This window comes from Pseudarthrobacter raffinosi (assembly GCF_023913735.1).
Classification (GTDB): domain Bacteria; phylum Actinomycetota; class Actinomycetes; order Actinomycetales; family Micrococcaceae; genus Arthrobacter; species Arthrobacter raffinosi.
On sequence record NZ_JAMXBH010000003.1, the window covers coordinates 49,476 to 73,619 of the forward strand.

Here is a 24,144-nt window from a genome sequence, read left to right on the forward strand (position 1 = left end):
GAGATGGTACGCCGGACACCGGCGAAATTCCAGGGACCCACGGTCCGGTGCGGGAAAAGTGTCAGTGGTGCCTTGATAAACTGTGGCCACCGAACCTGACGAATGACCGCCTGCCCTGACTTTTGACAATCGAATCCCTGACGTTGCGGAGCTACCAGTGATCACAGTCCTTGCCGTGCACTTTGCGGTGGCTGCCGTGGCGCCGTTTCTCTTCAGGGCATGGGGCCGCAACGCTTTTTATGCGCTGGCCGCTGTTCCTGCCGTTTCGTTTGGCTGGCTGCTGTTCCAGCACGGCGCCGTGTACTCGGACGTCGGCGCGGTCTCGGAAGTCTTCCCGTGGATCCCCGGGCTGGATCTTGAATTCGCCTTCCGGCTCGATCCCCTTGCCTGGGTGATGTCGCTCCTTATCCTGGGCATCGGCGCCTTGGTGCTCGTCTATTGCGCGCGGTACTTCAGCCTCAAGGACCAGGACCTCGGAGGCTTCGGCGCCCAGTTCCTCGCCTTCGCGGGAGTGATGTTCGGCTTGGTGATCGCTGACGATCTTCTTCTGATGTTCATTTTCTGGGAACTCACCACCATCCTGTCCTACCTGCTGATCGGCTTCGCCCGCACCAGGCTGGCGGCCCGCCGTTCTGCGCTGCAAGCTTTGATGGTCACCACAGCGGGCGGGCTGGCCATGCTGGTGGGCCTGATTATGCTGGGCCACAGTGCCGGCACGTACCGGATTTCGGCGATCCTGGCGCAGGCTCCCACCTTGATCAGCGGACCTTCCGGAGGAATCGTGGCCGCCGCCGTCGTACTTATCCTGGCGGGCGCCATCAGCAAGTCCGCGCTGGTTCCCTTCCACTTCTGGCTTCCGGGAGCCATGGCGGCCCCCACCCCGGTGAGCGCGTACCTCCACGCCGCGGCGATGGTGAAGGCCGGGATCTACCTGGTGGCGCGGCTGGCCCCGGGATTTTCCGACACCGCCTACTGGCAGTCCATTGTGCTGGGCCTGGGCCTGGCCACCATGCTGGTTGGCGGCTACCGGGCGCTCCGGCAGACCGACATCAAGCTCATCCTGGCCTACGGCACGGTCAGCCAGCTGGGTTTCCTGACCATGGTTGTGGGGCTGGGCACGCCGGACGCGGCCCTCGCCGGCCTCGCGATGCTCCTCGCCCACGGATTGTTCAAGGCCACCCTGTTCCTGGTGGTGGGCATCATCGACCACCAGGCCGGTACCCGCGATGTGCGCCAGCTTTCCGGCGTGTTCCGGCAGTCCCGGGCGCTCGGAATTGTGGCCGGCATCGGTGCCGCCTCGATGGCCGGCGTCCCGCTGCTCGCCGGATTTGTGGCCAAGGAATCAGTCCTTGAAGCCTTTGTCCACCACGCTTCCGGCGGCGAGGCCTGGAGCATGGTGGTGCTCGTGGGCATCGTCCTCGGGTCCGTTCTCACGTTCGCCTACAGCGCACGCTTTATGTGGGGAGCGTTCGCGGTGAAGCCCGGGATTGAGCGGACAATGTTCAAGGCGGTCAAGCCTTCCTTCCTGGCGGCCCCGGCCGTCCTCAGCGTCCTCAGCATCGTCTACGGCCTCTGGCCGGCGTCGGTGGACGCCTGGGTCCAGCCCTACGCCGCGCTGTTCGCCTCCACCGCGTCCGGCGCCGGCACACCGGCCGAGCAGGCCGGCCACCTTGCGCTGTGGCACGGTTTCACCCCCGCCCTGGGACTGACCGCCCTCACGTTTGCCCTGGGCCTGGCGATGTACTTCGGACGGAACCTGGTGGCCCGCGCGCAGTCCCGCGTTCCCGGCTGGATCGACGGCGACCGCATGTACCAGCTCACCATCGGCGCCCTGGACGACACTGCGGTCTGGATTACGGGCCGCACGCAGCGTGGTTCCCTGTACTTCTACCTCGCCGTGATCCTCACGATGGCGTTTGCGCTGCCGCTGACCGCCATGGTGCTGGCGGGCAAGCCGCTTCCGGACAACCTGTACTTCATCGATCCCTACTCGCCGCTGCAGCCCGTGGTCGGGGCGGGAATTGTGATCGGCGCGCTGGCCGCGGTCAAGGCCAACAAACGGTTCCTCGCTGTGCTGATGGTGTCCGTCACCGGATACGGGATCGCCCTGATGTTCGCGCTCCAGGGCGCGCCGGACCTGGCCCTCACGCAGATGCTTGTGGAAACCATCATCCTGGTGGCCTTTGTCCTGGCCATGCGCAGCCTGCCCGCGGAACTCCGCGACCGGACCGGCGGCAAGTACCGGGTGATCCGCGTGATCATCGGGGCGGCGTTCGGCGTCACCATGGTCTTCGCCGCCATCCACGCCATGGGCGCCCGGGTGGCCGTCCCAGTGTCCCTGGAATTCCCGCGTCTTGCCTATGAAGGCGGCGGCGGGCTGAACATCGTCAACGTGACCCTGGTGGACATCCGCGCCTGGGACACTTTCGGTGAAATATCCGTCCTTGCCCTGGCCGCCACAGGTGTTGCCAGCCTCATCTTCGTCCGCGGCCGCGGCGACCGGACCAGGGTCTCTGAAACTATTGCCGAGGGCAGCGTCGGCCGCCAGGTCGCTGTGGATCCCGGGTCGCGGGAAGCCGCGGACCTGGCCATCAGCCGCAAATTCGCCGCCTCCGCCCGGGACGCCTGGATCGTGGCGGGGCGCACGCTGGCACCGGAACGGCGTTCCATCATCTTTGAAGTGGTCACGCGGCTGATCTTCCACTCCCTGATCATCTTCTCGCTCTACCTCCTCCTGGCCGGCCATAACCTGCCCGGCGGCGGCTTCGCCGGCGGCCTGACTGCCGGACTTGCCCTGGCCATCCGCTACCTGGCCGGCGGCCGGTTCGAACTGCGCGAGGCCACGCCCGTCGGCGCCGGAACGCTGCTGGGGATCGGGCTCGCCACTGCGGCGGCGTCCGGTGTGGTGCCGCTGCTGCTGGGCGGCCAGGTATTCCAGACCGCCATCATCGAACTCTGGCTTCCGGTGTTCGGGGACATCAAGTTCGTCACATCCACCATCTTCGACATCGGCGTCTACATCGTGGTGATCGGCCTGGTGCTGGACGTCCTGCGCAGCCTGGGCTCCGAGATCGACGAACACTTTGAAGAGCAAAGAACTGCGCCTGCCGAGGACGCGCCAGCGGACGACGCTCCTGCCGCTACCGAGGTGCAGGCCGACGTGCACGCCGAGGAACCCGTGGGTGTCCCCGCCGAAACCACCGCGAGGGGCCAAGGATGAGCGTCAACCTGACCCTGCTGACCGTGATGGGTGCCCTGTATGCGTGCGGCATCTACCTGATCCTGGAACGCAGCCTCACCCGGGTGCTGCTCGGGCTGATGCTGCTGGCCAACGCCACCAACCTGCTGATCCTGGCCACCGGCGGCTATGCCGGCCTGGCGCCCCTGTACAACAAGGCCACCGGCGCGCATGAGTACGCGGACCCGCTGCCGCAGGCCCTGATCCTCACGTCGATCGTGATCTCCTTCGCCGTGACGGCCTTTATGCTCGGCATCATCTACCGCACGTGGGTCCTGGCCCGCCAGGACGAGATCCAGGACGACATCGAGGACCTCCGCGTCGCCGAGACGCCCCGCTTCGACGCCGAGGACGACACCCCGATCCCGGCCGAAACTTCCGAGTTTCCCCTAACCATGCTGGGCGGCGACGGGAGCACGGTCTCAGATCACCCCACGGCGGCGGACGGCCCGGATGAGGCCGGTTCCGTCACCGCCGGTGCCAAGGAGATTTCTGCCCGGGACGCCGCCGCCGAAGAGCAACCCGGCTCGCAGAACGTAACCCCTGGTCCCGAAGGAGGTGTGAAGTGAACATGGCAAGCTTTGCCCCGCTCGCCGTCGTACTTCCCATCCTCGGTGCCGCCCTGGCCTTCCTGCTGATCCGGCACTCCCGCGCGCAGCGCGCGGTGAGCATCGGCGTGCTGTCCCTGACGCTCCTGCTGGAGTGCCTGCTGCTGGCGTCGGTGTGGGACGGCGGAACGGCTGCCGTGAACATCGGTGGCTGGCTGCCGCCGTGGGGCATCACGATGGTGGTGGACCAGTTCTCGTCCCTCATGCTCGTGGTGTCGTCGGCCATTAGCCTCGCTGTGTTGGTCTACGCCACCGGGCAGGGAATGGCCGACGGCGACCGGGACGCCCCGGTGTCGATCTTCCACCCCACCTACCTCATCCTTGTGGCCGGAGTGTCCAACGCGTTCCTGTCCGGGGATCTTTTCAACCTCTATGTCGGCTTCGAAATCCTGCTGACGGCAAGCTATGTCCTGATGACCCTGGGTGGGACCGGCCCCCGCATCCGCGCCGGCGTCACCTACGTGGTGGTGTCCGTGGTGTCCTCGGTGCTGTTCCTGATCTCCATCGCCATGGTTTACGGGGCCACCGGCACCGTGAACATGGCCGATCTCGCCGTCAAGCTCGCGGACCTGGACGAAGGAACCCGCACCCTGCTCCATGTCATGCTCCTGGTGGCCTTCGGCATCAAGGCGGCCGTTTTTCCGTTGTCCTTCTGGCTGCCGGACTCCTATCCCACCGCCCCTGCGCCGGTCACGGCCGTGTTCGCGGGCCTGCTGACCAAGGTGGGCGTCTATGCGATGGTGCGTACCGAAACCCTGCTGTTTCCCGGTGACAGCCTGGACACGCCGCTGATGGTGGCGGCGCTGCTGACCATGGTGGTGGGAATCCTGGGCGCCCTGGCCCAGAGCGACATCAAGCGTCTGCTGTCCTTCACCTTGGTCAGCCACATCGGATACATGGTGTTCGGCCTGGCCATGTCTTCGGTGGCCGGACTGGGTGCCGCCGTGTTCTACGTGGCCCACCACATCACCATCCAAACAAGCTTGTTCCTGGTCACCGGGCTGATTGAACGCCGTGGCGGCAGTTCATCCGTGGACCGGCTGGCGGGCCTCGCCAAGCTGTCACCCATCCTGGCCCTGCTGTTCTTTATCCCCGCCATGAACCTTGCCGGGATCCCGCCGTTCTCCGGTTTCCTGGGGAAAGTGGGGCTCATCCAGGCGGGCATCGAACTGGGCACACCCCTGGCCTACGCCCTGGTGATCGGCGGTGTGGTCACCAGCCTCCTGACCCTGCTGGCCGTCGCGCGCGTCTGGAACCGCGCCTTCTGGCGCAAGCCCTCGGACGCCGAGCACCCGGACCCCGTCCTGCGGGCCGAGCCGGAGGATTCGGACACCGGCAGCCGGGCCGGCCGCAAGAACGTCACGCTGCTGCCCCGCACCATGGTGGGCTCAACCCTGGGCCTGGTGGTCCTGGGCGTCTCGCTCACTGTTTTCGCGGGCCCGCTGTTCACAGTCTCGGACCAGGCCGCCCACGAAATGCTGGACCGGTCCGCCTACATCCAGGCCGTGCTGGGCGAGGACACGGACGTTCCCCCGCTGGCCCTGAAAAACGGTGGGGGCAAATGAGCCGCCGCCGGATTTCCCTCCGCCAGGAACTGCCCCTGCTGGTATGGCTGGTGCTTGTCTGGGGCGCCCTGTGGCAGGACTTCAGCCCCGGCAACCTGCTCTTCGGCGCGTTGCTGGCGGTGCTCGTGGCCCGGATATTCTATCTGCCGCCGGTGGAACTCAGCGGCCGGTTCAACATTCTTTATGCAGTGCCATTTGCCCTGCGTTTCCTGGGCAGGGTGGCGGCAGCCAGCGTCGAGGTCATGTACCTGGCGGCGGTCCGCGGCCCGCGGGTCATCAACGCCGTCGTCGCTGTTCCGTTGCGGAGCCACCAGGACCTGATGGTCACCGCCACCGGGCACGTGATCTCGCTGATCCCGGGCTCCCTGGTGGTGGAAGTGGACCGGTCAACGTCCACCCTCTACCTCCACGCGCTCAACGTCAGCAGCCCGGAAGAAGTGGAAAGCCTGCGCAAGGAAGTCCGCTCCATCGAAGCGGGCCTGATCAGGATCATGGGCACCCGCGAAGAACTCGAAGCAATCCGGCAGGAGGCCGCAGCATGATGCAGACCGTCCTGGCTGTCACGGCAGTCATTCTTTCGCTGGCGGCGGCAGGAGCCATCATCAGGATCTCCCGCGGCCCGTCGCTGCTGGACCGGGTGCTGGCCTCCGACGTCCTGCTCGCAATCCTCGGCGCTGCCCTGTGCATCGACATGGCCGTTAACCGGCACCTGAACAACCTGATGCTGCTGGTGGCGCTGTCCGTGGTTGGCTTCATCGGTTCGGTGACCGTTGCGCGCTTCGTGGCCGACCGGCGGGAGCAAGCCAATGAATCCTGAGGCCAGCGTGGTTGACAATGTCATCGACACCGTCTCGGCGGTGTTCCTGGTGGTGGGTGCCCTTATGTCGCTCGCCGCCGCTGTGGGCCTGCTCCGCTTCCCGGATCTGCTGAGCCGCATGCACGCGGCCACCAAGCCCCAGGTGCTGGGTCTGTTCCTGCTCCTGGCGGCGATCGGCCTGCAGCTGCGCAGCTGGTGGGTGTGGCCGGTGCTGCTGGTGGCCTGGATTTTCCAGCTGCTGACGGTGCCGATTTCCGCCCATATGGTGGGCCGCGCCGGGTACCGCACCAAACACCTGCACCGCGAGCTGCTCAGCTCCGATGAACTCGAGGCCGTGGTTCAGAAGGCGGCCCAGTCGGCCCGGGATGAGTCGTCCAGGGATGAAGCGTCTGACGGCGGCCGGCGGGACTGAGCGTCACGCGCAGCCCCCAGCGTCCCTTGTGAGTTCACCTTCCAGATACTGCGGGCATCTCGGCCGGTTTGAACCGATTAGCTGGACGGTGAAACTCAGGGGATGGTGATGCGGTCAGACGATGTCCTGGGACTTGGCGAAGCGGGTGATGGCCCGCTGCGTGCCGCGGTTGGCGAGCACCTGGATGATAGTGCTGACCGAGGCCGAGATGAGCGCGAACGTCAGCGCCGAGCGAAGGCTCGTGGGGGTGTCTTCATCCCTGCCGGTCGGGGGCTTCCGGCCGGTGGACTTTTCCCATACGGTATTGACCATCTTGGTGCCGACGAATCCGGCGCCGAGGCTGATTGCAGTGCCGAGCAGCTTGATGAACAGGTTCATTCGTTGAACTCCTTTTGAGCGGATCCGGGATTGTCTTTAGCCTAACCCGCATGCATGGACTCCAGAATCTCCCGCAGGGCCTCCACCACGAGATCATGGTCCTGTTGCTGGGGCAGGCCCGAGACCGTTACCGTGGCCACTGCACCCACACCGGTGACGTAGACCGGGAAGCAGCCGCCGTGCGGGGCATAGGTGGACTCGTCGAACCAGCCGTGGTCCTCGATCCGGCCGCCGTGCAGCCTGCCGCGGAGGCCCACCAGCAGCGACGGGATATCATACCTGGCGGCGGTGCGCTGCTTGGCCCGGACCCAGTGCTCGTTGTCCGGCGTGGCGCCGTCCAAGGCCACGTGGAACAGGACCTGGTCACCCTTGGTGATGTCGATCGCGATGGGCAGCTTCCGGCTCTTGCCCAGCTCCACCAGGAGCAGCCCGAGGTTGAGGGAGTCGTCCTTGCTGAAATGCGGAAACTGCAGCTCGTTGATCTCGGCTTTGACCCGGGCAATCAGGGCCTCAAGCAGCCCCGCCGGCTGGGGCACTGTCGAATCGGGATTGAACGCAGTCACAGTCGGGTTGTTGGCAGTCATGGCCCACAATCTACCCCGCCCGCGGTGTAAACTGGAGCACGCCCATCAGGGCAGATTTATTACGACAGGGGAGCGCCGCCGTCGGACATCACTGGCATTGCCAGGGAACCGCAGGTGGGCGCTGAGAGTGCGGACAGCCGCAGACCCTCGAACCTGATCCGGTTAGTACCGGCGCAAGGGAGTCGAGTTCTCGAAGTGTCCGGAAACGGCGGCAGCGCCGCACGCCGGGGCACTTTCCCCTCCTGTTCCTCAGGAGGACCAAAATGACAACTGCAGCAATCAAAAAGACCGGCAATACCTGGCGTGTTGTGGACATCGTGGTGGCGGCGCTCATCGCCATCACCGGCGGCGTGATCTTCTGGGCCTGGTCCCAGGGCGCCGGCATCGTCTCCGCCCCCATGAACGCCGTTTACCCCCCGCTGACCGGCCTGATCGCCGGTGGCTGGATGATCCCGGCAGTGCTGGGCATGCTCATCATCCGCAAACCCGGCGCGGCGCTCTTCTGCGAAGCGGTGGCCGCCACCGGCGAACTCATCATGGGCTCGCAGTACGGCGCCACCGTGCTGATCTCCGGACTCCTCCAGGGCCTGGGCGCCGAACTGGTGTTCTTCCTGCTGGTGTACGGCAACTTCCGGTTCAAGTCCTTCCTGCACCAGAAGTACAACCTCATCGCCGCGCTGCTGGCCGGTGCCGGCGCGGGCCTGTTCTGCGGCCTCAATGACTCGTTCCTGCCGTGGGGCTGGAACATCGCCTACGAGCCCGCCGACAAGCTCGCGTACATCGCGTTCTGCACCATCTCCGGCGCGGTGATTGCGGGCGCGCTGTCCTGGATCGCCACCCGCGGCCTGGCCAGGACCGGCGTGCTGAGCTCGTTCGCATCCCGGAAGGCAGCTTCGGAGCCCGTCTTCAACTGATGACCGCTTCCGACGCCGGCGCTTCCGGAGTACGCCCCGCCGCGGTGTCCGCCCGTGGCTGGGGCTGGCGGCATGCCGGACGTTCCGCCCCCGCCGTCCGGGGGCTCGACCTCGACATCGCTCCCGGCGAGCGGGTGCTGCTGCTGGGCCCATCGGGCGCGGGCAAGTCAACGCTGCTGCATGCGCTCGCAGGAGTGCTGGGGGATGAAGGGGACGACGCCGACGAAACCGGTTCGCTGCTGATCGACGGTGTGGTGCCGCGCGGGCAGCGCGGCCGCTCGGGACTGATGCAGCAGGATCCGGAAACGCAGGTGGTTCTTTCGCGCCTGGGCGACGACGTCGCCTTCGGCGCCGAGAACCTCGCCGTTCCGCGGGACGAGATCTGGCGCCGCGTCCATGAAGCGCTCGACGACGTCGGGCTGCGAAGTGCCGGGGGCGGCGGTTTGAACGCCGGCGCCGGCGCCGGTTTGAACGCCGGCGGGCTCCCGCTGGACCACCCGACGTCGGCCCTGTCCGGCGGGCAGAAGCAGCGCCTGGCGCTGGCCGGGATCCTCGCGATGCGGCCCGGGCTGATCCTGCTGGATGAGCCCACCGCGAACTTGGATCCCGCCGGCGTGCTGGAAGTCCGCGACGCCGTGGGCCGCTGCCTGGACAAAACCGGAGCCACCCTCGTTGTGGTGGAACACCGTGTGTCCGTCTGGAAGGACCTGGTGGACCGGATTGTGGTGCTGCAGCCGGGCTCGGCAGCGGGTTCCGCTGCTTCCCCCGCTACGTCCGCAGTCCTGCTGGACGGGCCGCCGGACCAGGTGCTTGCGGAGGCGCGGGACATGCTGATCGGCGCGGGTGTCTGGGTGCCGGGCTATGTTCCGGCAACCCGCCGCCGCGTGTCCGCAGGCTCAGGTGACCTGCTGCTGGCGGCCGAGGACCTTGCCGTCTCCCGCGAGCGTCCGCGGCGCCGCGGCTTCCGGACGATCCCGCCCGTACCGGTGCAGCAGGGCATCACGGCCCTGGTCCGTTCCGGCCAGGCACTCACCGTCACGGGGCCCAACGGCGCCGGAAAGTCAACGTTTGCGCTGACGCTCGCCGGACTTCTTGCGCCGGTGGCGGGAAAGGTGTCGGCCGCCGTCGAGCTTTCCGAGGGGGCCGGGATCGATCCCTTCAAATGGAAAGCCAACCAGCTGATTTCCCGCATCGGAACCGTCTTCCAGGAGCCTGAGCACCAGTTTGTCACCGGCCGTGTGCTGGACGAGCTGATGTTCGGTCCGCGGCATCTGGGACATGGCGAGGAACGGGTTGATGAGCTGCTGGAACGGCTGCGCCTGACGCACCTGGTGGACGCCAATCCGTACACGCTGTCCGGTGGCGAAAAGCGGCGCCTGTCGGTGGCCACCGTCCTCGCGGCCCACCCTCGTGTGCTGGTGCTCGACGAGCCGACGTTCGGCCAGGATGCCAACACCTGGGCCGAGCTCGCATCGTTCCTCTCGGAACTGCTCGACGCCGGGACCTCAGTGGTTTCCGTGACCCACGACCAGGAATTCAGCGCCGTCCTGGGCGGGGCCGAACTGCGGCTGGGCCCGGCCTCGCGCGGCGGCGCCCGCCAGGAAGCAGGTGCGGCATGAGGGATGCCCTGACCCTCCGCAACAACCACGGGCTGCTGACGCGCGCCAACCCGCTGGCCAAGTTCGCCGTCGTCTTCCTCATCACCCTGGTGCTGGCGCTCTCCATCGACTGGGTGTCTGCCTCGGTGGCGCTTGCGGCGGAACTGGCGCTCTTTCCGTTGGCCGGCCTCACGCTGCGCCTCTTGTGGCAGCGCGGCTGGCCGCTCATCCTCGCGGCAGCCCTGGGCGGCTGGAGCACGGCGATCGTCGCGGCGGACAGCGGCGCTGTGCTGCTCGACGTCGGGATCTGGTCCATCAGCGAGGGTTCCCTGCAGCTGGGAATCGGTTTTATGCTGCGCGGGCTCGCGATTGCCCTGCCGGCGATCCTGCTCATGACCTGCACAGATCCCACCGACCTCGCCGATGCGCTGGCCCAGAAGGCCCGGCTGCCGCACCGTTTTGTCCTTGGCACGCTGGCAGCGATGCGGCTCGTGGGACTCATGGCCGAGGAGTGGCAGACCATCGGCATGGCGCGGCGGGCCCGCGGCGTCGGTTCGCAGGGCAGCCCGCTGCAACGGCTGCGGGCCACCCTCGGGCAGAGCTTCGGGCTCCTGGTCCAGGCCATCCGCCGGGCGTCCCGGCTGGCCATCACCATGGAAGCGCGCGGTTTTGGCGCGGGGCATAGGACGTGGGCGCGGGAATCCACGTATTCGCGGCTGGATGCCTGGGTGCTGGCGGGCGGCGTGCTGATCGCAGCGGCTGCTGTGGTTGCCGCGGCCGGGATGGGGACCTGGAACTTCGTCTGGCGTTAGTCCGGGCGGGCCATGCTTCTGGATTCTGGCTACGCCGCGCTGTGCTTGCTAAATGCACGAGTGGTCGTAGTCGAAGCCCCTGGAGACGAACTGGGTCAGGGTGACTGTGCCGCCGGGGGTTAGCGGCGCATTCGAGCAGTTGGCCGTGGCTCCGAAGGCCGTGCGGGCGCCTGCCAGCCAGCTGGGCAGGGCATAAAGGTTGCTGGAGTTGCTGACGGTGCCCACGATCTGTCCCCATTGATAGGCCGAGGAGTAGATGCCGACGTCGGCGCCGATGCTGTGAAATAAGTCGGTCATACCTTCCAGGACGGCACGGTTGGCACTCTTGTCGAGGGACCAGCTGTTGCCTGTTTCAACATCGAGCCACCACAGGTAGTCCGAGGGGCTGCTGATGCCGCGGATGTAGGCGTCGTCGTAGGCCTTGGCGTAGCCGTACATGTATGCGCACGCCGGGGCAACGTCCTTGTCCTTGCAGGTGCCGTAGGGGTTGGATACAGCTTGGGCTGCGGGGTAGTTGTTACTGGTGGGCCACCAGGAGCCAGCGTGCCCCGGGTTGGCGGTGTTGACGTAAAGGGCCACGGACGGCTGGTCGGTCGGGTTCACCGTGATGGCTTTGGCCCAGCGGAGCAGTTCGGCGAGGCAGGGGTTAGTGGTGCTGGCCAGGCCATTGTTGACGCCCACGATCCCGAAAGCTGAAGCGGCGGGAAGCGCCTTGTTGCACTGAGGCCACGAGACATCGTTACCCAGTGCTTGCTCGGCGCCCTCGCCCGGTGAAGGGGCGGCCACGGACGCCGGCGCCACGATAAGCCCGCAAAGGGCCATAAGCAGGCACAAGATGGCACACGCTAAAGCACGGGATGCTGTAGCCGCATTCCCATACATGGCAGGCCTCCTGCAGGGCATTCTTCCGTTATCGGGTGAACCCGATGTTTCAGTCTCCCGCCGAGCGAGTGGCTGGTCAAGGACAATCATCAAGGAGCTGCTATCTCATGAATCGGGTATTTGCTGGGATTTCAGGCGCCACTCCGATTCGCATCCCATAAAATAGCTCATTTGTGATATTTTTTTGTTATGACTCAGGAAACTGCCGAGCACATCGCCGCCACGCTCAAGGATGCCCGGACCGAGAAGGGCTGGACCCAAGGCCAGCTCGCCGCCGCGCTGGGAACCAGCCAAAGCGCCGTCGCCCGGATGGAACAGGGCAAGCAGAACCTCAGCCTCAAGATGATCCAGCGGCTCGAAACGATCTTCGACCGCAGCATCGTCAAAGTAGGCAAACCGCAGATGACGCACCTGCGGATCGAAGGCGGCCGCACCTTGTCCGGTGCGGTGGATGTCAACAGCAGTAAGAACGCCGGTGTGGCGCTGCTGTGCGCCAGCCTGATCAACCGCGGCACCACGGTCCTGCGCCGGCTCGCCCGGATCGAAGAGGTCAACCGGATCGTGGAGGTCCTGACCAGCATCGGCGTCGAATGCACGTGGCTCAACGACACCGACCTCCAGCTCCGCCGCCCCGCCGTCCTGGACCTTGAAGCCATGGATGTGGACGCGGCGCGCCGCACGCGCAGCGTGATCATGCTCCTGGGCCCGCTCCTGGACGAATCCGCGGAATACCGCTTGCCTTATGCCGGCGGTTGCGATCTAGGTACCCGCACCGTGGAGCCCCACATGCAGGCGTTGCGCCAGTTCGGGCTCTCCGTGGAAGCCACTGCCGGTTTCTACGCCGTGCAGGCTCCGCCGCCGGACACTCACGACCGGTCCTTTGTGTTGACCGAGCGCGGGGACACTGTCACCGAGAACGCGATCATGGCAGCGGCGCACCGCCGTGGCACCACCGTCATCCGCAACGCCAGCCCCAACTACATGGTCCAGGACCTCTGCTTCTACCTCGAGATGCTGGGCGTGAAGATCGACGGCGTGGGCACCACCACACTGAAGATCACCGGGCAGCCGCTCATCGACGTCGACATTGAGTATTTCCCGTCCGAGGACCCCATTGAGGCCATGAGCCTTATCACCGCCGGGATCGTCACCAACTCAGAGGTGACCATCCGCCGCGTGCCCATCGAGTTCATGGAGATCGAACTGGCCACGCTGGAGCAGATGGGCCAGCAGCTGGAGATTTCCGGCGAGTACGTGGCGCGCAACGGCCGCACCCGGCTGGTGGACGTGACCACCAAGCCGTCCGAGCTGCGGGCGCCGGAGGACAAGATCCACCCGATGCCGTTCCCGGGCCTGAACATCGACAACCTGCCGTTTTTCGCGGTCATCGCCGCCAACGCCGACGGCCAGACCATGATCCACGACTGGGTCTACGAGAACCGGGCCATCTACCTCACCGAACTCAACCGGCTCGGCGCCCAGGTGCAACTGCTGGACCCGCACCGGATCTACGTCAACGGCCCCACGAAGTGGCGGGCCGCCGAGGTGGGCTGCCCGCCGGCGCTCCGCCCCGCCGCCTGCCTTTTGCTGGCCATGCTCGCGGCGCGGGGTGTTTCGGAGCTGCGGAATATCTACGTGATCGAGCGCGGCTACGAAGACCTGGCGGAACGGCTCAACACCATCGGCGCCAAGGTGGAGTACTTCCAGGACTAACGCGAACGTACACTTGCGGCCCTCCGCCTGGCGCGAACTGGCAGATAACGACCCCCAGAGGCGGATTTGAGCGCTTTATCTGCCGGTTCGCGCTTCGTCATGATCGGCAGTAACCGGGTCAACCTGGCGGGCGTTGCAGCACAATATAAGAATGCGTACATTCGGCGTCGAGGAAGAGCTCCTGATCGTTGATCCGGACACGGGGGAGCCGCTTGCCCTCGCGGATGCGATGTTGGCTGGCCGCCGGATGGCAGCCGACGACGCCCCGGAACGTCCCTATGCGCTGGCAGCCAAGGAAAAAACCGCTCACGACGACTGGACTGGCCTGACTGCCGAGCTGAAGCTTGAGCAGATCGAGACCCAGACCCGTCCCTGCCTCGAGTACGCAGAACTGCTGCAGCAGATCCGGGCCGGCCGGCTGCTGGCGGACCAGGCGGCCATCAAGAACGGTGCCAGGGTCGCTGCGCTGGCCACTTCTCCGTTTGGCCTTGCGAGCCACACCACTCCGGACGCCCGCTATGCCCGGATGCTGGAACGCTTCGGCCTGACCGCGCAGGAGCAGCTGACCTGCGGCTTCCACGTCCACACGTTCATCGAATCCAAGGACGAGGGCGTGGCAGTGCTGGACAGGATCCGGGACAAGCTGGCAGTGCTCACGGCAGTGAGCGCAAATTCGCCGTTCTGGAACGGGATGCCCACAGGGTTCGAGAGCTACCGAACCCAGGCCTGGAACCGCTGGCCTATGTCCGGCCCTTCGGCCATTTTCAGCACGTACTCCGCATATCGGAGGGTGGTCACGCGTCTGCTGGACAGTGGCGTGCTGCTGGATGAAGGCATGATCTACTTTGACGCCCGACTGTCCCGGAACCACCCCACGGTTGAGGTCCGGGTGGCCGACGTTTGCCTCCGCGCCGAGGACGCTGCCCTGATCGCGGTGCTGGTGCGGGCCTTGGTCGAATCGGCCAGCCGTGAATGGCGCGACGGCGTGGAGCCGGCGCCGGTGCCCACGGTGCTGCTGCGGATGGCGGCATGGCAGGCGAGCAGCAGTGGCCTGAACGGTGAGTTGCTGGATTTTGGCACGTTCAGGCCGGCGCCGGCCGTCGACGTGGTGCGGTCCTTGGTGGACTATTTGGCTCCGGTCCTCGCCGAGCAGGACGAACTTTCCCTGGCCCGGCAGGGCATCGAGGACATCATTGCCCGCGGCACCGGCTCCACGGAACAGCGCAGGGTGCGGGACGCGGTGATGCAAGAATCGGCGCCCGACGACGGCGGGCTGGGGGCCGTGGTTGCCCACGCCGTGCGTGTCACGATGCGCGGCACCTCCGGGTTGCGTGAGGCGGACGAGGTCCCGGAGCTGCTGCGCGTGCGCCTGTCCTGAGTTCTCCCTGAAGCTTTGCGCGAACGGGCAGATATAGCCCTGTTCTTGCGCTGTGATGGGCCCACAGTGTCCGTTCGCGCCAAGAAACGACGACGTCATGCACCGACAGCCAGGCGCACACCCAGCGTGAGCATGACCGCAGCGACGAGCCCGTCCAGGATGCGCCACGAGGAGGGCCGCGCGAAGAACGGCCGGAGGACCCTGGCTCCGAACCCGAGCGCACTGAACCAGGCGATGCTGGCGGCGATGGCTCCGCCCCCGAACCACCAACGCAAATCCTGTGCCTGCTGGTTGGCCACCGATCCGAGCAGCAGCACAGTGTCCAGGTAGACATGCGGGTTGAGCCACGTCAGGGCCAGTACCGTGCTGATGGCGGCGCCGAGGCCGACGGCGGGCTGCCGCCCCGACGCCGTTAGTGCTCCAGGACGAATCGCCCGGCGCGCCGCCATAACGCCGTAGCCCACCAGGAAGGCGGCTCCGGCAAACCTGACCACGTCTACGATCACGGGACTCGACTGGAGCAGCGCCCCCACTCCGGCGATGCCCGCAGCGATGAGCAGCGCATCGGAGACGCTGCAGACCAGGACGACGGCGGCCACATGCTCGCCGCGGATGCCCTGCCGGAGGACAAAAGCGTTCTGGCTGCCGATGGCCACGATGAGGGCGAGGCCCGTGCCGAAGCCCAGCGCGGCGGGGCCTAGAAATGCAGTCAGATCCATATCCTCCAACGTACGGGCGGACATAGGATTACTCCAGCTAAATATTCTTAGCTCTATTAAGGAAAGCTAACGAAGATGTTCCAGTTCGAGCAGCTCCGGACCTTCGCGGCCGTCGTGGACGAGGGGACGCTCGAGGCGGCGGCCCGCAGCCTGTACGTCACGCCGTCGGCCATTTCCCAGCGGCTCAAGGCGATGGAGGACGCGGCCGGCCAGATCCTGTTGCAGCGCTCCAACCCCGTCCGCCCCACAACGTCCGGAGAGGCCATCCTGCGGTTCGCCCGGCAGGTCCGGCAGCTCGAATGGGACGCCCAGCAGGAGCTCGGCGGGAGCAGGGACCGCCCGACGGCGCCCATCCCCTTGGTGGTGAACGCGGACTCACTCTCCACCTGGTTCATGCCTGCGCTGGCAAATCTTCCGCCGGACCTCGGCGCTTGCTTCGAACTGCGCAGGGAGGACGAGCAGCATTCCACCCAGCTCCTGCGGACGGGATCGGTGATGGCCGCGGTAACCGCAACGCCGGAACCGGTCCAGGGCTGCAGTGTGGAACCACTGGGTTCCCTGCGGTACCGTGCTGTGGCAAGTCCCGGCTACCTCCGGCGCTGGTGGCCCGACGGGCCGGAACTTGTTGCAGGGAGCCAGGCCCCGGTGGTGGACTTTGACCGAAAGGATGACCTGCAGGACGGGTTCTTCCGCACGATGACCGGCGCGGAACTGACCGCGCCGCGGCACTATGTGCCGTCGTCGGCCGAGTTCGCCCAGGCCATCCGGCTGGGACTGGGATGGGGGCTGCTGCCGGAGCAACAGTGCCTGGCAGACCTCCGCAGCGGCGCCCTCGTGGAGCTGGCCTCCGCGAGCCCCGTTGACGTGTCCTTGTACTGGCAGCGCTGGAAAATCGACTCCCCGGTTCTCAACCAGCTGACCGCCGCCGTCCGGGAGACGGCCTCCCGGGAACTGCGCCAGCCAGGCGGCCAGCCAGGCGCCTGAGCGGGCGTTCGCCTCACCCGCCGTTCGCGTGGCCGGGCCCCCACAGGGGGATGCGTCCGGCAACGCGGCATGCCATACTCAGGCCGTGACGTCGTTGTACTCATTCCGGGCCGAACTGTGGCGCTATCCCGACGAATCCGGCTGGCACTTTCTGACCCTCCCGGTGGAGGTCGCCGACGACCTCCGGGAGGAGGCAGCGGTGTTCCGGAAGGGCTTCGGCTCGGTCAGAGTCACGGCGGAAATCTCCGGCTGCACCTGGCAGACCTCGGTCTTTCCGGACAGCAAAAGCCGCTCCTACCTGTTGCCCGTCAAGAAGGCTGTCCGGGACGCGGCGGGCATCAGCGACGGGGATGAAGTGGCCGTCCGGCTCGCCATCCACGGCGAAGACGAGGCACGTACCGGGGAACAGACAAGCGGTACTGGCTGAACTTTACCGGAAACGACGCCGCCAGGATCGCCTCTTCTCCAAGCACCCCGCGGTGCACTGCGACGGAAGCCACCGGGAGGGCCGCCACCATCCAGAGATCATCGCGCAGCAGCCCAATTCCCAGGTGCGCCAGGGCCCAGCCCACGTACATCGGGTTCCGCGAGTGCGCATACGGCCCGGCGGTTAGCAACGCATCGGGCCGGGACAACCGGGTGTTCCGGGCAGCCAGCAACGCCCAGCTGACGATTGCGCCACCCGCCGCCAACGATGCAGCGCCGATGGTCCGTACCAGAAAGTGTGGCCCGCCGAGCCGGAGCGGCATCAAACGCTGAAGGACCACGCCGACGGCGATTCCCGCCAGGGTCTGCTCGGGCAGCGGGATGTTGGAAAGCAGCCGGCCCCAGTCCCGGTGTGCGTTCATACGTCACGGCCTCCCGGCGCGAAGGGACAGTTGAGGCCCCGAAAGACGCAAGAAACAGGGCCTCAACTGTTCCTTCGCGCCAATCAGAACCAGGCCAACCAGACCTAGATGTGCTTCAGGGCCTGCTCCAGGTCGCCGATGAGGTCGTCCACGTCCTCCAGGCCCACGGACAGCCGCACCACGCCATCGCTGAGCCCGATCGCGGCGCGGCCCTCGGGGCCCATGGCGCGGTGCGTCGTGGTGGCCGGATGGGTGATGAGGGACTTCGCGTCGCCCAGGTTGTTGGAGATGTCGATGATCCGCAAGGCGTCCAGCAGCGCAAAGGCGGCTTCCTTGCCGGAGCGGCCACCCGTCGTCGCAAGTTCCAACGTGAGGACGGTGCCGCCGGCCTTCATCTGCTTGGCGGCGAGCTCGTACTGCGGGTGAGACTTCAGCAGCGGGTACTTGACCCAGCTGACGGCCGGCTGCTGTTCGAGCCATTCGGCCAGCCGCAGCGCGGACGCGGAGGAGTGGTTCACGCGCAGCGCCATCGTTTCGAGGCCCTTGGTGAGCACCCAGGCGTTGAACGCGGAGAGGGCCGGGCCGGTGTGCCGCATGAGCTGCTTGACCGGGCCGTCGATGAACTCCTTGGTGCCCAGGATGGCGCCGCCCAGGACACGTCCCTGGCCGTCGATGTGCTTTGTGCCGGAGTACACAATCACGTCCGCACCCAGCTGGCCGCAGCGCTGCAGCAGGGGAGTGGCAAAGACATTGTCGACGACGACGGTGGCCCCGGCGGCGTGTGCCAGCTCGCTGACCGCGGCGATGTCCACGATTTCCTGCATCGGGTTGGAGGGCGACTCGAAGAACACGGCCGTGGTGGGCTCCGACAGCGCGACGCGCCATTGCTCAAGATCCGGGCCGTCAACAAACACGGTTTCCACGCCCCAGCGCGGCAGGATCTCGTTCAGGATCACAAAGCAGGAGCCGAACAGCGATCGCGCGGCAACCACCCGGTCCCCGGCCGCCAGCAGGGCGCCCAGTGCGGTGAACACGGCTGACATGCCCGACGCCGTCGCAAAGCACGCTTCGGTGCCCTCAAGCAGGCGGAGGCGTTCCTGGAATGTGGCTACGGACGGGTTGCCGTACCGGGAGTAGACGAAGCGTTCGTCCTCGCCGGTGAAGGCGCGCTCGGCGGCGGCAGCGGACTCGTAGACGAAGCCCGAGTTCAGGAAGACCGGCTCGGTGGTCTCCTGGAAGTTGGTGCGGTCCAGCCCGCCGCGCACCGCCTGCGTCTCGGCGCTCCAGCTGGCGGCGTCTGGGTTGAAGGTCACTTGGCTATTCCCAGATTGGTGGGCAGGCCGCGGTTCTTCCAGCCGTTGACGGTGCGCTCGCCGTAGCGGTCCGGCTCGCCCTCGAAACCCTCCAGGACGTTGTAGGAGGTGAAACCGGCCTGCGTCGCGGCGATGGCGGCGGCGATGGAGCGCTGGCCCGAGCGGCAGAGGAACACCAGTTCAGTGCCGTCGTCCACCGGGGCCTGCTGCGTCAGGTCGGTGATGAAATCCCGGTTCGGGATGCCACCCGGGAACGTCCACGGGATGAACAGGGGATCGTTGTCCGTGGCCTTCGTGTCCGGGATGCCGATGTGGGCCCATTCACCTTCGGTCCGGACATCCACCAGAATGGCGCCCTGTTCGAGTTTGGCCCAGGCCTGCTGCGGGGTGAGGTCTCCGGCGTAGCTCATGCGTGGCCCTCGCCGTCGAAATCGAGGTCATCCACGGCGGAGGCGACGGCCGCATCAGCGGTGGCGATGGCCGACGGGAGGATGAGTGCCTGGGCCACAATCACCTGGCCGCCGTTGGACGTCGCGGCCGGGCTTCCGTGCAGGACATACCCTTCGGCCAGGGCAGTGGAAATCCGTTCACAGAAAGACCTGTCATCCGGCCCGGTGACAAGCCGGTACGACAGTTTCTCTTCAGGGGCGGGGGCGGGGGCGGGTGCGTCAGACACGACGGAACTCCTTCTTTCACGCTTGCAGCTCGAATGGGTCGATATGCCGAGTATTCACCTGAGGCACCCCGCCGCGAAAGGGAGGGTTGCCGACCGGCCAGTCAGGGCTTGGCGCCGGTTCTCATTACTCCCCAAAAACGTAACATCCGGCCCGCCCGGCCGCACCGCCGCCGTCGTCATGTTCCGTAACCAACGCGTTTTTCCGTAATCCCGCCGTGCTTCCGTAACGCCGGCGCTGACGGGACAATCGGGTCATGGGGAACTTTCGAGGGCGTTCATTGACGGGCGCCTGGGCACGCGTTTTGGCTGTGACGTTGTGCGCCGTGCCGGTGCTGGTGGGGGTGACAAGCTGCCGGAACATTTTCGCACCGCCGCCCTGTATGCCGCCGGAGTTTTCCGTCTCGCCTGCCGCCGCCCAACCCGGCGACCGGGTCACCGTCAGTGCCCCGGACACCACCTGCGATGCCCGCTACGGCAGCGACGCGCGGGTCCAGGTGACGGTCAAGGATGCGGCCGGTACCGCAGTGCTGGAGGAGCTCGCTCCCATGACCGACGACGGCGGCTTCACTTTCGTGTTCACCGTCCCGGCCGAGTTGGCGGCCGGGAACGCCGCTGTCACCGCCTACCCCTATGGCGTGGACTGGTGCGACGACACCGGAGTGAACAACCGGGCGGCTCAGGGGCAACCGGAACTGGTCCGGGTTTCGTGCGCGGAACGCTTGGTGCCGCTGGTGATCCTTGGACCCGGAGGCTGAACCTGGCGTCAGGCTTTGAGGATCAGGGCGTCGCCCTGGCCGCCGCCGCCGCACAACGCAACCACGCCTGTCCCGCCGCCGCGCCGGTTCAGCGCGAGTGCCTGATGCAGGACCAGGCGGGCCCCCGAGGCGCCCACCGGGTGGCCCAGGGCGATGGCGCCGCCGTCTGCGTTGATCCTGTCCGCGTCGATCCCCAGGTCCGTGGCGGACTGCAGCACCACCGAGGCGAAGGCTTCGTTGATCTCAATGAGGTCCACGTCGTCAATGGTCAGCCCTTCGAGTTTCAGGGCTCGCTCAATGGCGCGGGACGGCTGGGAATGCAGGGATCCATCCGGTCCGGCGGTCTGGCCGTGGCTGCCGATTTCCGCGATCCAGCTGAGGCCGGCCGCTTCCGCAGCTGCCTTGCTGGCCACTACCACTGCTGCGGCTCCGTCTGACAGCGGGGAGGCAGAACCGGCGGTGATGGTGGCCGCCGGATCCTTGGAGAAGGCGGGCTTCAGTGCCGCCAGCGTCTCGATGGTGGTGCCGGCGCGGATGCCTTCGTCGGCATCAATCACGACGGCGGGTCCCCGGCGCTGCGGGACCTCCACCGGAGCGATCTCCTCAGCCAGGATGCCGGCCGCCCGGGCGGCCTCCGCCCGCTGGTGCGAAAGGGCGGCGACGGCGTCCTGGTCCTCGCGGCTGATGCCCAGGCGGGCGTTCCCGGCGTCGGTGGCGGAGCCCATCAGTTCGCCTGAGACGGGGTCCTGCAGGCCGTCAAAGTTCAGTGAATCCAGCAGCGGCGCATCGCCGATGGCCACGCCGCCGCGGAGCCGGGGCAGCAGGTGCGGGGCGTTGGTCATGGATTCCTGGCCCGCCGCCACAATGAAATCAGCCTCGCCGGCGCGGATCATCCGGGCGGCATCGATCACCGCGGTGAGGCCGGACAGGCACAGTTTGTTGATGGTTACGGTGGGCACGTCCCAGCCGATGCCCGCGGCGAGGCTGGCCTGCCGGGCGGGTCCCTGGCCAGCACCCGCCTGGATGACCTGGCCTACGATGACGGCCTGGATCTGTTCCGGCGCCACACCGGACCGTTCCAGAGCGTTCCGGATGGCGTGGGCACCCAGTTCGCTGGAGGTGAGCCCGGAGAGGCCGCCGCGGAACTTGCCGAAGGGGGTCCGTGCGCCGCCCAGGATGACGGGGATGTGAGCGTCGGTGCTCATGGGGTGCCTTTCGATTGCGGATTCAAGAGTGCTCGGGGCCAGCTTAGGCGAACCGTGAGGGCCGGTGAGGTGGCGCAGGCGCTGTTGATTCGGCCGCGATCGCGTCAGCCGTGGAGGAGCAGTTGGTGGAGTAGGTGGTCCTGCCAGCGGCCGGCGATCTTCAGGTACTGCGGCGCCACGCCGATTTCCCGAAACCCAGCGCGTTTGAGGATCTTGCGTGAGCGCTCATTGTCGAGCAGCGTTGCCGCCTGGACCCGGTGGAGGCCCAGTTCTGTCCGGGCATGGTCAGTGGCGAAGCGGACCGCCGCAGATCCGATGCCCCGCCGGTTGAGGGTGGAATCAACCCAGTACCCGAGGTTGGCGTTGAGGAACGGCCCGCGGACGATGCCGGTGAGGATGACGGCGCCGACGATGCAAGCGGGATCGTTGTGGTCCACCAGCACCCACGGAACTTCCTGGCCCACGGAATGCTGGGCGAGCTTGGCCCGGATGATGTCCAGTTGATGCCTGGGAGCGAAGAAGGCCTCGTCCCGCTCCGGTTCCCAAGCCTCGAGGTGCTGGCGGTTCCGTAGGTAGGCCTCGCTCAGGCCGGCTGCGTCACTCCGCCGCAGCAGCCGGATCCGGACCCCCGGGACGAGAAAGGCCGGGGAATCGCTAAGCAAGAACTCTCCCGCGCTATTCGAAGGAAGCACGACGGCGGTCCGACAACCGGGTGTTCCAGACGTCCGGTTTGGTGACCTGGAAGCGGCGGCCGGTCAGTGCAAGTGGGGTTAGCCGGATGTAGTAATTCTTGGGTCCAGACTGCCAGGGCTCCAGATGCAGGGCGTCGACGGCGTCCTTGTCAGCCTGGGCCTCGATCACTTCGGTGTCTCCGCGCGCCACCACACTCCAGGCCACCTCCGTGCGGGGATCGTATCCATCGATCTCCAGCGCCGCGGGACGGTCCGCCTGGGCGCCCCACAGTTTGGAGCCACCGGCGCTGCGGAAGACGACGCTCCTGCGGTCCAGGACGTAGTTGACCGGAAAGATCTCCGGATGGCCGTCCACTACAAGGGCCAGCCGCCCCAGGGTGTCGTCGGCCAGTAATTCCCAGCATTCGTCAAATGTCAATTTGTTGATCGGCTGCGCGTAAGAGTTCATGCACCAAACCATACGGACCTATGCGACGGACCAACAGGGCAGTGCCACCGTAATCCCCGGCCCGGGCCTCGGTAGTTCAACTTAGGGCAGCTCAATATGCTCCCTGAGGGCGTCCAGGACCGGAAGCTGGCCCTTGACCAGCTTGCTGCGGGCCTCGGATTCCGTCACCCACCGGGCATCGTCCACCTCGGGAAAGTCCTGGATGATACCGGATCCTTTGGGCCATTCCAGCGGAAACGTGTTGCTCACAATCCGGTCGGGCTGGAAGTCAGACTCCGCGGCGAACACCGTGATGATCTTTCCTGACGGTTGCCGGAACGCGCCCAGCTCAAAGTAGGCAACAGCTGGCGGCGGCGTGCCGATTTCTTCGGCAAACTCGCGCAGCGCGGCCAGCAGGGGTTCCTCGTCGGGAAGGTACTCGCCCTTGGGAACCGACCAGGACTGGGTTTGTTTGCGGGCCCAGAACGGTCCGCCCATGTGCGCTATCCACACCTCCAGCCCGTTTGCTCCCTGCCGGAACAGCAGGATCCCGGCACTGCGAACCACCATGGCTTAAGGCCTCCCTGCTGAACTTCGGAAAACTACGGGATCCGGGAAACTGCTGAATCCCGGAACCTACTGGATCCCGGCAAACAATGCGTTGAGTTCGGCCGTCAGCTGCTTCTGCACCGCGGGCGTTCCGACTTCCTTGCCGTCAATGTGGTTCACCGGCGCGAGCAGCCTGATGCTGGAAATCAGCCACACGGCGTCGGCGTCCAGCAGGTCCCGCGGTTCCAGCGGCCCGTAGCCGAGTTCCCAGCCGGCCGCCTTGGCCGCCGCGAACAGGGCCCCCTGGGAAGTCCCGGGGAGGATCCCGCTGTCCAGTTGCGGGGTGATGAGGCGGCGCACCGTCCGAGGGGCGCCGGCGCCGTCGTCGGAGGTTTCCAGATGTGCCAGCAGCACAGTGGACGTGGGGCCTTCCAGGACCCGGCCGTCGGAGGAGGTGAAGATGACGTCGTCGGCGCCCTGTTTGTGGGCGTACCGCAGGGCGGCCATGTTCGTGGCATAGGACAGGGTCTTGGCGCCGAGCAGCAGCCACGGGGCACGCTCAGCGACGTCGCTGTCGTAGCCGCGGTCCAGGAGGATGACATCGATCCCGGTTTCGCGCTGGCGGCGTCCGAGGGCGCCTACGGGGGACACCTGAACCCAGCATGTGGGGGACTCTGCGCCTTCCGGGCCGCGGGTGACCACGAGTTTCACCACCACCTCGTCCTCGGCGGGCGACGGAGCGGGATGCTGCGTCCGGTGCTCCGCGACGCCCGTGGCGATGGCAGCCCGCCACGCACCCTGCGCCGGGATCACCAGGTCAAGGGCCTGGGCGGACCCGACGAGCCGGTCCAGATGAGCCTGCAGCTTCCGGACTGCGCCGCCCACCGCGAGCATGGATTCGAATACGCCGTCCCCGCGGGTGGCGCCCTGGTCCGTGGCCATCAGCTGGGGCTGCGAAGCGTCGGCCAGCCGGCCGTCCGGGAACGCGGGGTCAAGGAAAACGAGCACCACGGGCGCAGGAGAAGTCATGGCTCCAGCTTAGTAGGGCCCGCCGCGGCTAAGCTGTGGTCATTGCCC

The 24,144-nt window shown here is 66.7% G+C and carries 28 protein-coding genes, 1 tRNA gene and 2 riboswitches; of the genes, 14 read left to right on the forward strand and 15 right to left on the reverse strand.

Annotated features, from left to right (window positions below; all coding sequences use genetic code 11):
• The first annotated feature begins 157 nt into the window (after positions 1-157).
• Genes NG698_RS03445 through mnhG form a run of 6 tightly spaced genes read left to right on the forward strand, consistent with a single transcriptional unit; the run spans position 158 to position 6,640 of the window.
• On the forward strand, positions 158-3,220 hold the full coding sequence (locus NG698_RS03445) for a Na+/H+ antiporter subunit A (protein WP_252608052.1): 3,063 nt from the start codon (positions 158-160) through the stop codon (positions 3,218-3,220).
• Positions 3,217-3,807, forward strand: a complete 591-nt coding sequence (locus NG698_RS03450; RefSeq protein WP_252599160.1) for a Na(+)/H(+) antiporter subunit C — start codon at positions 3,217-3,219, stop codon at positions 3,805-3,807. The genes NG698_RS03445 and NG698_RS03450 overlap by 4 nt, the downstream gene beginning before the upstream one ends.
• The gene (locus NG698_RS03455) at positions 3,804-5,411 is read left to right on the forward strand and encodes a Na+/H+ antiporter subunit D (RefSeq protein ID WP_252608054.1); all 1,608 of its coding nucleotides are present in this window, start codon (positions 3,804-3,806) and stop codon (positions 5,409-5,411) included. Before NG698_RS03450 ends, NG698_RS03455 begins: the two co-directional genes overlap by 4 nt.
• Positions 5,408-5,953, forward strand: coding sequence for a Na+/H+ antiporter subunit E (locus NG698_RS03460; protein ID WP_252599156.1), 546 nt, complete (start codon positions 5,408-5,410; stop codon positions 5,951-5,953). Before NG698_RS03455 ends, NG698_RS03460 begins: the two co-directional genes overlap by 4 nt.
• The gene (locus NG698_RS03465) at positions 5,950-6,228 is read left to right on the forward strand and encodes an MrpF/PhaF family protein (RefSeq protein WP_056341351.1); all 279 of its coding nucleotides are present in this window, start codon (positions 5,950-5,952) and stop codon (positions 6,226-6,228) included. The genes NG698_RS03460 and NG698_RS03465 overlap by 4 nt, the downstream gene beginning before the upstream one ends.
• Positions 6,218-6,640: a monovalent cation/H(+) antiporter subunit G gene (mnhG, locus tag NG698_RS03470; RefSeq protein WP_252608056.1), complete on the forward strand. Its 423-nt coding sequence runs from the start codon at positions 6,218-6,220 to the stop codon at positions 6,638-6,640. The genes NG698_RS03465 and mnhG overlap by 11 nt, the downstream gene beginning before the upstream one ends.
• 114 nt (positions 6,641-6,754) lie before the next feature.
• Here the strand turns inward: mnhG and NG698_RS03475 are convergent, their stop codons facing one another.
• Together NG698_RS03475 and NG698_RS03480 are read right to left on the reverse strand one after the other, a co-directional pair.
• The gene (locus NG698_RS03475) at positions 6,755-7,018 is read right to left on the reverse strand and encodes a DUF4235 domain-containing protein (RefSeq protein ID WP_056341347.1); all 264 of its coding nucleotides are present in this window, start codon (positions 7,016-7,018) and stop codon (positions 6,755-6,757) included.
• Between the two features lie 41 nt (positions 7,019-7,059).
• Positions 7,060-7,602, reverse strand: a complete 543-nt coding sequence (locus NG698_RS03480) for a heme-degrading domain-containing protein (RefSeq protein ID WP_252608058.1) — start codon at positions 7,600-7,602, stop codon at positions 7,060-7,062.
• 56 nt (positions 7,603-7,658) lie between these two features.
• Positions 7,659-7,800, forward strand: a riboswitch (TPP riboswitch).
• A 65-nt stretch (positions 7,801-7,865) separates the two neighbouring features.
• Between NG698_RS03480 and NG698_RS03485 the strand changes: the two genes are divergently transcribed.
• Positions 7,866-8,516: an ECF transporter S component gene (locus NG698_RS03485; protein ID WP_252599153.1), complete on the forward strand. Its 651-nt coding sequence runs from the start codon at positions 7,866-7,868 to the stop codon at positions 8,514-8,516.
• 167 nt (positions 8,517-8,683) lie between these two features.
• Here the strand turns inward: NG698_RS03485 and NG698_RS03490 are convergent, their stop codons facing one another.
• On the reverse strand, positions 8,684-8,914 hold the full coding sequence (locus tag NG698_RS03490; protein ID WP_252608060.1) for a hypothetical protein: 231 nt from the start codon (positions 8,912-8,914) through the stop codon (positions 8,684-8,686).
• 29 nt (positions 8,915-8,943) lie between these two features.
• Positions 8,944-9,024, reverse strand: a tRNA-OTHER gene (locus NG698_RS03495).
• A 49-nt stretch (positions 9,025-9,073) separates the two neighbouring features.
• On the opposite strand from NG698_RS03495, the gene NG698_RS03500 reads away from it, so the two are divergent.
• Entirely contained in the window at positions 9,074-10,135 is a 1,062-nt protein-coding gene (locus tag NG698_RS03500) for an ATP-binding cassette domain-containing protein (RefSeq protein ID WP_252608062.1), read from the forward strand.
• Positions 10,132-10,926, forward strand: a complete 795-nt coding sequence (locus NG698_RS03505; protein ID WP_252608064.1) for an energy-coupling factor transporter transmembrane component T family protein — start codon at positions 10,132-10,134, stop codon at positions 10,924-10,926. Before NG698_RS03500 ends, NG698_RS03505 begins: the two co-directional genes overlap by 4 nt.
• 48 nt (positions 10,927-10,974) lie before the next feature.
• Here NG698_RS03505 and NG698_RS03510 read toward each other — a convergent pair whose 3' ends face one another.
• Entirely contained in the window at positions 10,975-11,748 is a 774-nt protein-coding gene (locus NG698_RS03510) for a glycoside hydrolase family 25 domain-containing protein (RefSeq protein WP_252599220.1), read from the reverse strand.
• Between the two features lie 249 nt (positions 11,749-11,997).
• Between NG698_RS03510 and NG698_RS03515 the strand changes: the two genes are divergently transcribed.
• Positions 11,998-13,521, forward strand: a complete 1,524-nt coding sequence (locus NG698_RS03515; protein WP_252599149.1) for a UDP-N-acetylglucosamine 1-carboxyvinyltransferase — start codon at positions 11,998-12,000, stop codon at positions 13,519-13,521.
• 151 nt (positions 13,522-13,672) lie between these two features.
• Positions 13,673-14,899 (forward strand): glutamate--cysteine ligase 2, encoded by a 1,227-nt coding sequence (locus tag NG698_RS03520; protein ID WP_252608068.1) that lies wholly within the window; start codon positions 13,673-13,675, stop codon positions 14,897-14,899.
• 95 nt (positions 14,900-14,994) lie between these two features.
• Here the strand turns inward: NG698_RS03520 and NG698_RS03525 are convergent, their stop codons facing one another.
• Positions 14,995-15,618, reverse strand: a complete 624-nt coding sequence (locus NG698_RS03525; RefSeq protein WP_252599146.1) for a LysE/ArgO family amino acid transporter — start codon at positions 15,616-15,618, stop codon at positions 14,995-14,997.
• 75 nt (positions 15,619-15,693) lie between these two features.
• Between NG698_RS03525 and NG698_RS03530 the strand changes: the two genes are divergently transcribed.
• A complete protein-coding gene (locus NG698_RS03530) occupies positions 15,694-16,602 on the forward strand; it encodes a LysR family transcriptional regulator ArgP (RefSeq protein WP_252608070.1) in 909 nt (302 codons plus the stop codon).
• Positions 16,603-16,687: 85 nt separating this feature from the next.
• The gene (locus NG698_RS03535) at positions 16,688-17,029 is read left to right on the forward strand and encodes a DUF1905 domain-containing protein (RefSeq protein ID WP_252599143.1); all 342 of its coding nucleotides are present in this window, start codon (positions 16,688-16,690) and stop codon (positions 17,027-17,029) included.
• Here the strand turns inward: NG698_RS03535 and NG698_RS21910 are convergent.
• The 4 genes from NG698_RS21910 to NG698_RS03550 form a co-directional block, all read right to left on the reverse strand.
• The gene (locus NG698_RS21910; RefSeq protein WP_374210074.1) at positions 16,941-17,450 is read right to left on the reverse strand and encodes a methyltransferase family protein; all 510 of its coding nucleotides are present in this window, start codon (positions 17,448-17,450) and stop codon (positions 16,941-16,943) included. The genes NG698_RS03535 and NG698_RS21910 overlap by 89 nt on opposite strands.
• Positions 17,451-17,554: 104 nt before the next feature.
• Complete coding sequence (locus tag NG698_RS03540) at positions 17,555-18,763, reverse strand: O-succinylhomoserine sulfhydrylase (RefSeq protein WP_252599141.1); 1,209 nt, start codon at positions 18,761-18,763, stop codon at positions 17,555-17,557.
• The gene (locus NG698_RS03545; protein ID WP_252599138.1) at positions 18,760-19,173 is read right to left on the reverse strand and encodes a rhodanese-like domain-containing protein; all 414 of its coding nucleotides are present in this window, start codon (positions 19,171-19,173) and stop codon (positions 18,760-18,762) included. The genes NG698_RS03540 and NG698_RS03545 overlap by 4 nt, the downstream gene beginning before the upstream one ends.
• Complete coding sequence (locus NG698_RS03550) at positions 19,170-19,439, reverse strand: DUF1737 domain-containing protein (protein WP_252608072.1); 270 nt, start codon at positions 19,437-19,439, stop codon at positions 19,170-19,172. Before NG698_RS03550 ends, NG698_RS03545 begins: the two co-directional genes overlap by 4 nt.
• Positions 19,440-19,452: 13 nt before the next feature.
• A riboswitch (SAM riboswitch) is annotated at positions 19,453-19,568 on the reverse strand.
• A 125-nt stretch (positions 19,569-19,693) separates the two neighbouring features.
• On the opposite strand from NG698_RS03550, the gene NG698_RS03555 reads away from it, so the two are divergent.
• Positions 19,694-20,194 carry a hypothetical protein gene (locus NG698_RS03555; RefSeq protein ID WP_252608074.1) on the forward strand — a complete coding sequence of 167 codons (501 nt, stop codon included), beginning with the start codon at positions 19,694-19,696 and terminating at the stop codon, positions 20,192-20,194.
• Between the two features lie 8 nt (positions 20,195-20,202).
• On the opposite strand, the gene NG698_RS03560 is transcribed toward NG698_RS03555, so the two are convergent.
• The 5 genes from NG698_RS03560 to NG698_RS03580 form a co-directional block, all read right to left on the reverse strand.
• Positions 20,203-21,399, reverse strand: a complete 1,197-nt coding sequence (locus tag NG698_RS03560; protein WP_252608076.1) for an acetyl-CoA C-acetyltransferase — start codon at positions 21,397-21,399, stop codon at positions 20,203-20,205.
• Positions 21,400-21,503: 104 nt separating this feature from the next.
• Positions 21,504-22,061, reverse strand: coding sequence for a GNAT family N-acetyltransferase (locus tag NG698_RS03565; protein ID WP_252608078.1), 558 nt, complete (start codon positions 22,059-22,061; stop codon positions 21,504-21,506).
• Positions 22,062-22,074: 13 nt separating this feature from the next.
• On the reverse strand, positions 22,075-22,539 hold the full coding sequence (locus tag NG698_RS03570) for a pyridoxamine 5'-phosphate oxidase family protein (protein WP_252608080.1): 465 nt from the start codon (positions 22,537-22,539) through the stop codon (positions 22,075-22,077).
• Positions 22,540-22,620: 81 nt separating this feature from the next.
• The gene (locus NG698_RS03575; RefSeq protein WP_252608082.1) at positions 22,621-23,088 is read right to left on the reverse strand and encodes an NUDIX hydrolase; all 468 of its coding nucleotides are present in this window, start codon (positions 23,086-23,088) and stop codon (positions 22,621-22,623) included.
• A 66-nt stretch (positions 23,089-23,154) separates the two neighbouring features.
• Positions 23,155-24,096: an aminodeoxychorismate lyase gene (locus tag NG698_RS03580; protein WP_252608084.1), complete on the reverse strand. Its 942-nt coding sequence runs from the start codon at positions 24,094-24,096 to the stop codon at positions 23,155-23,157.
• Positions 24,097-24,144: the final 48 nt, after the last annotated feature.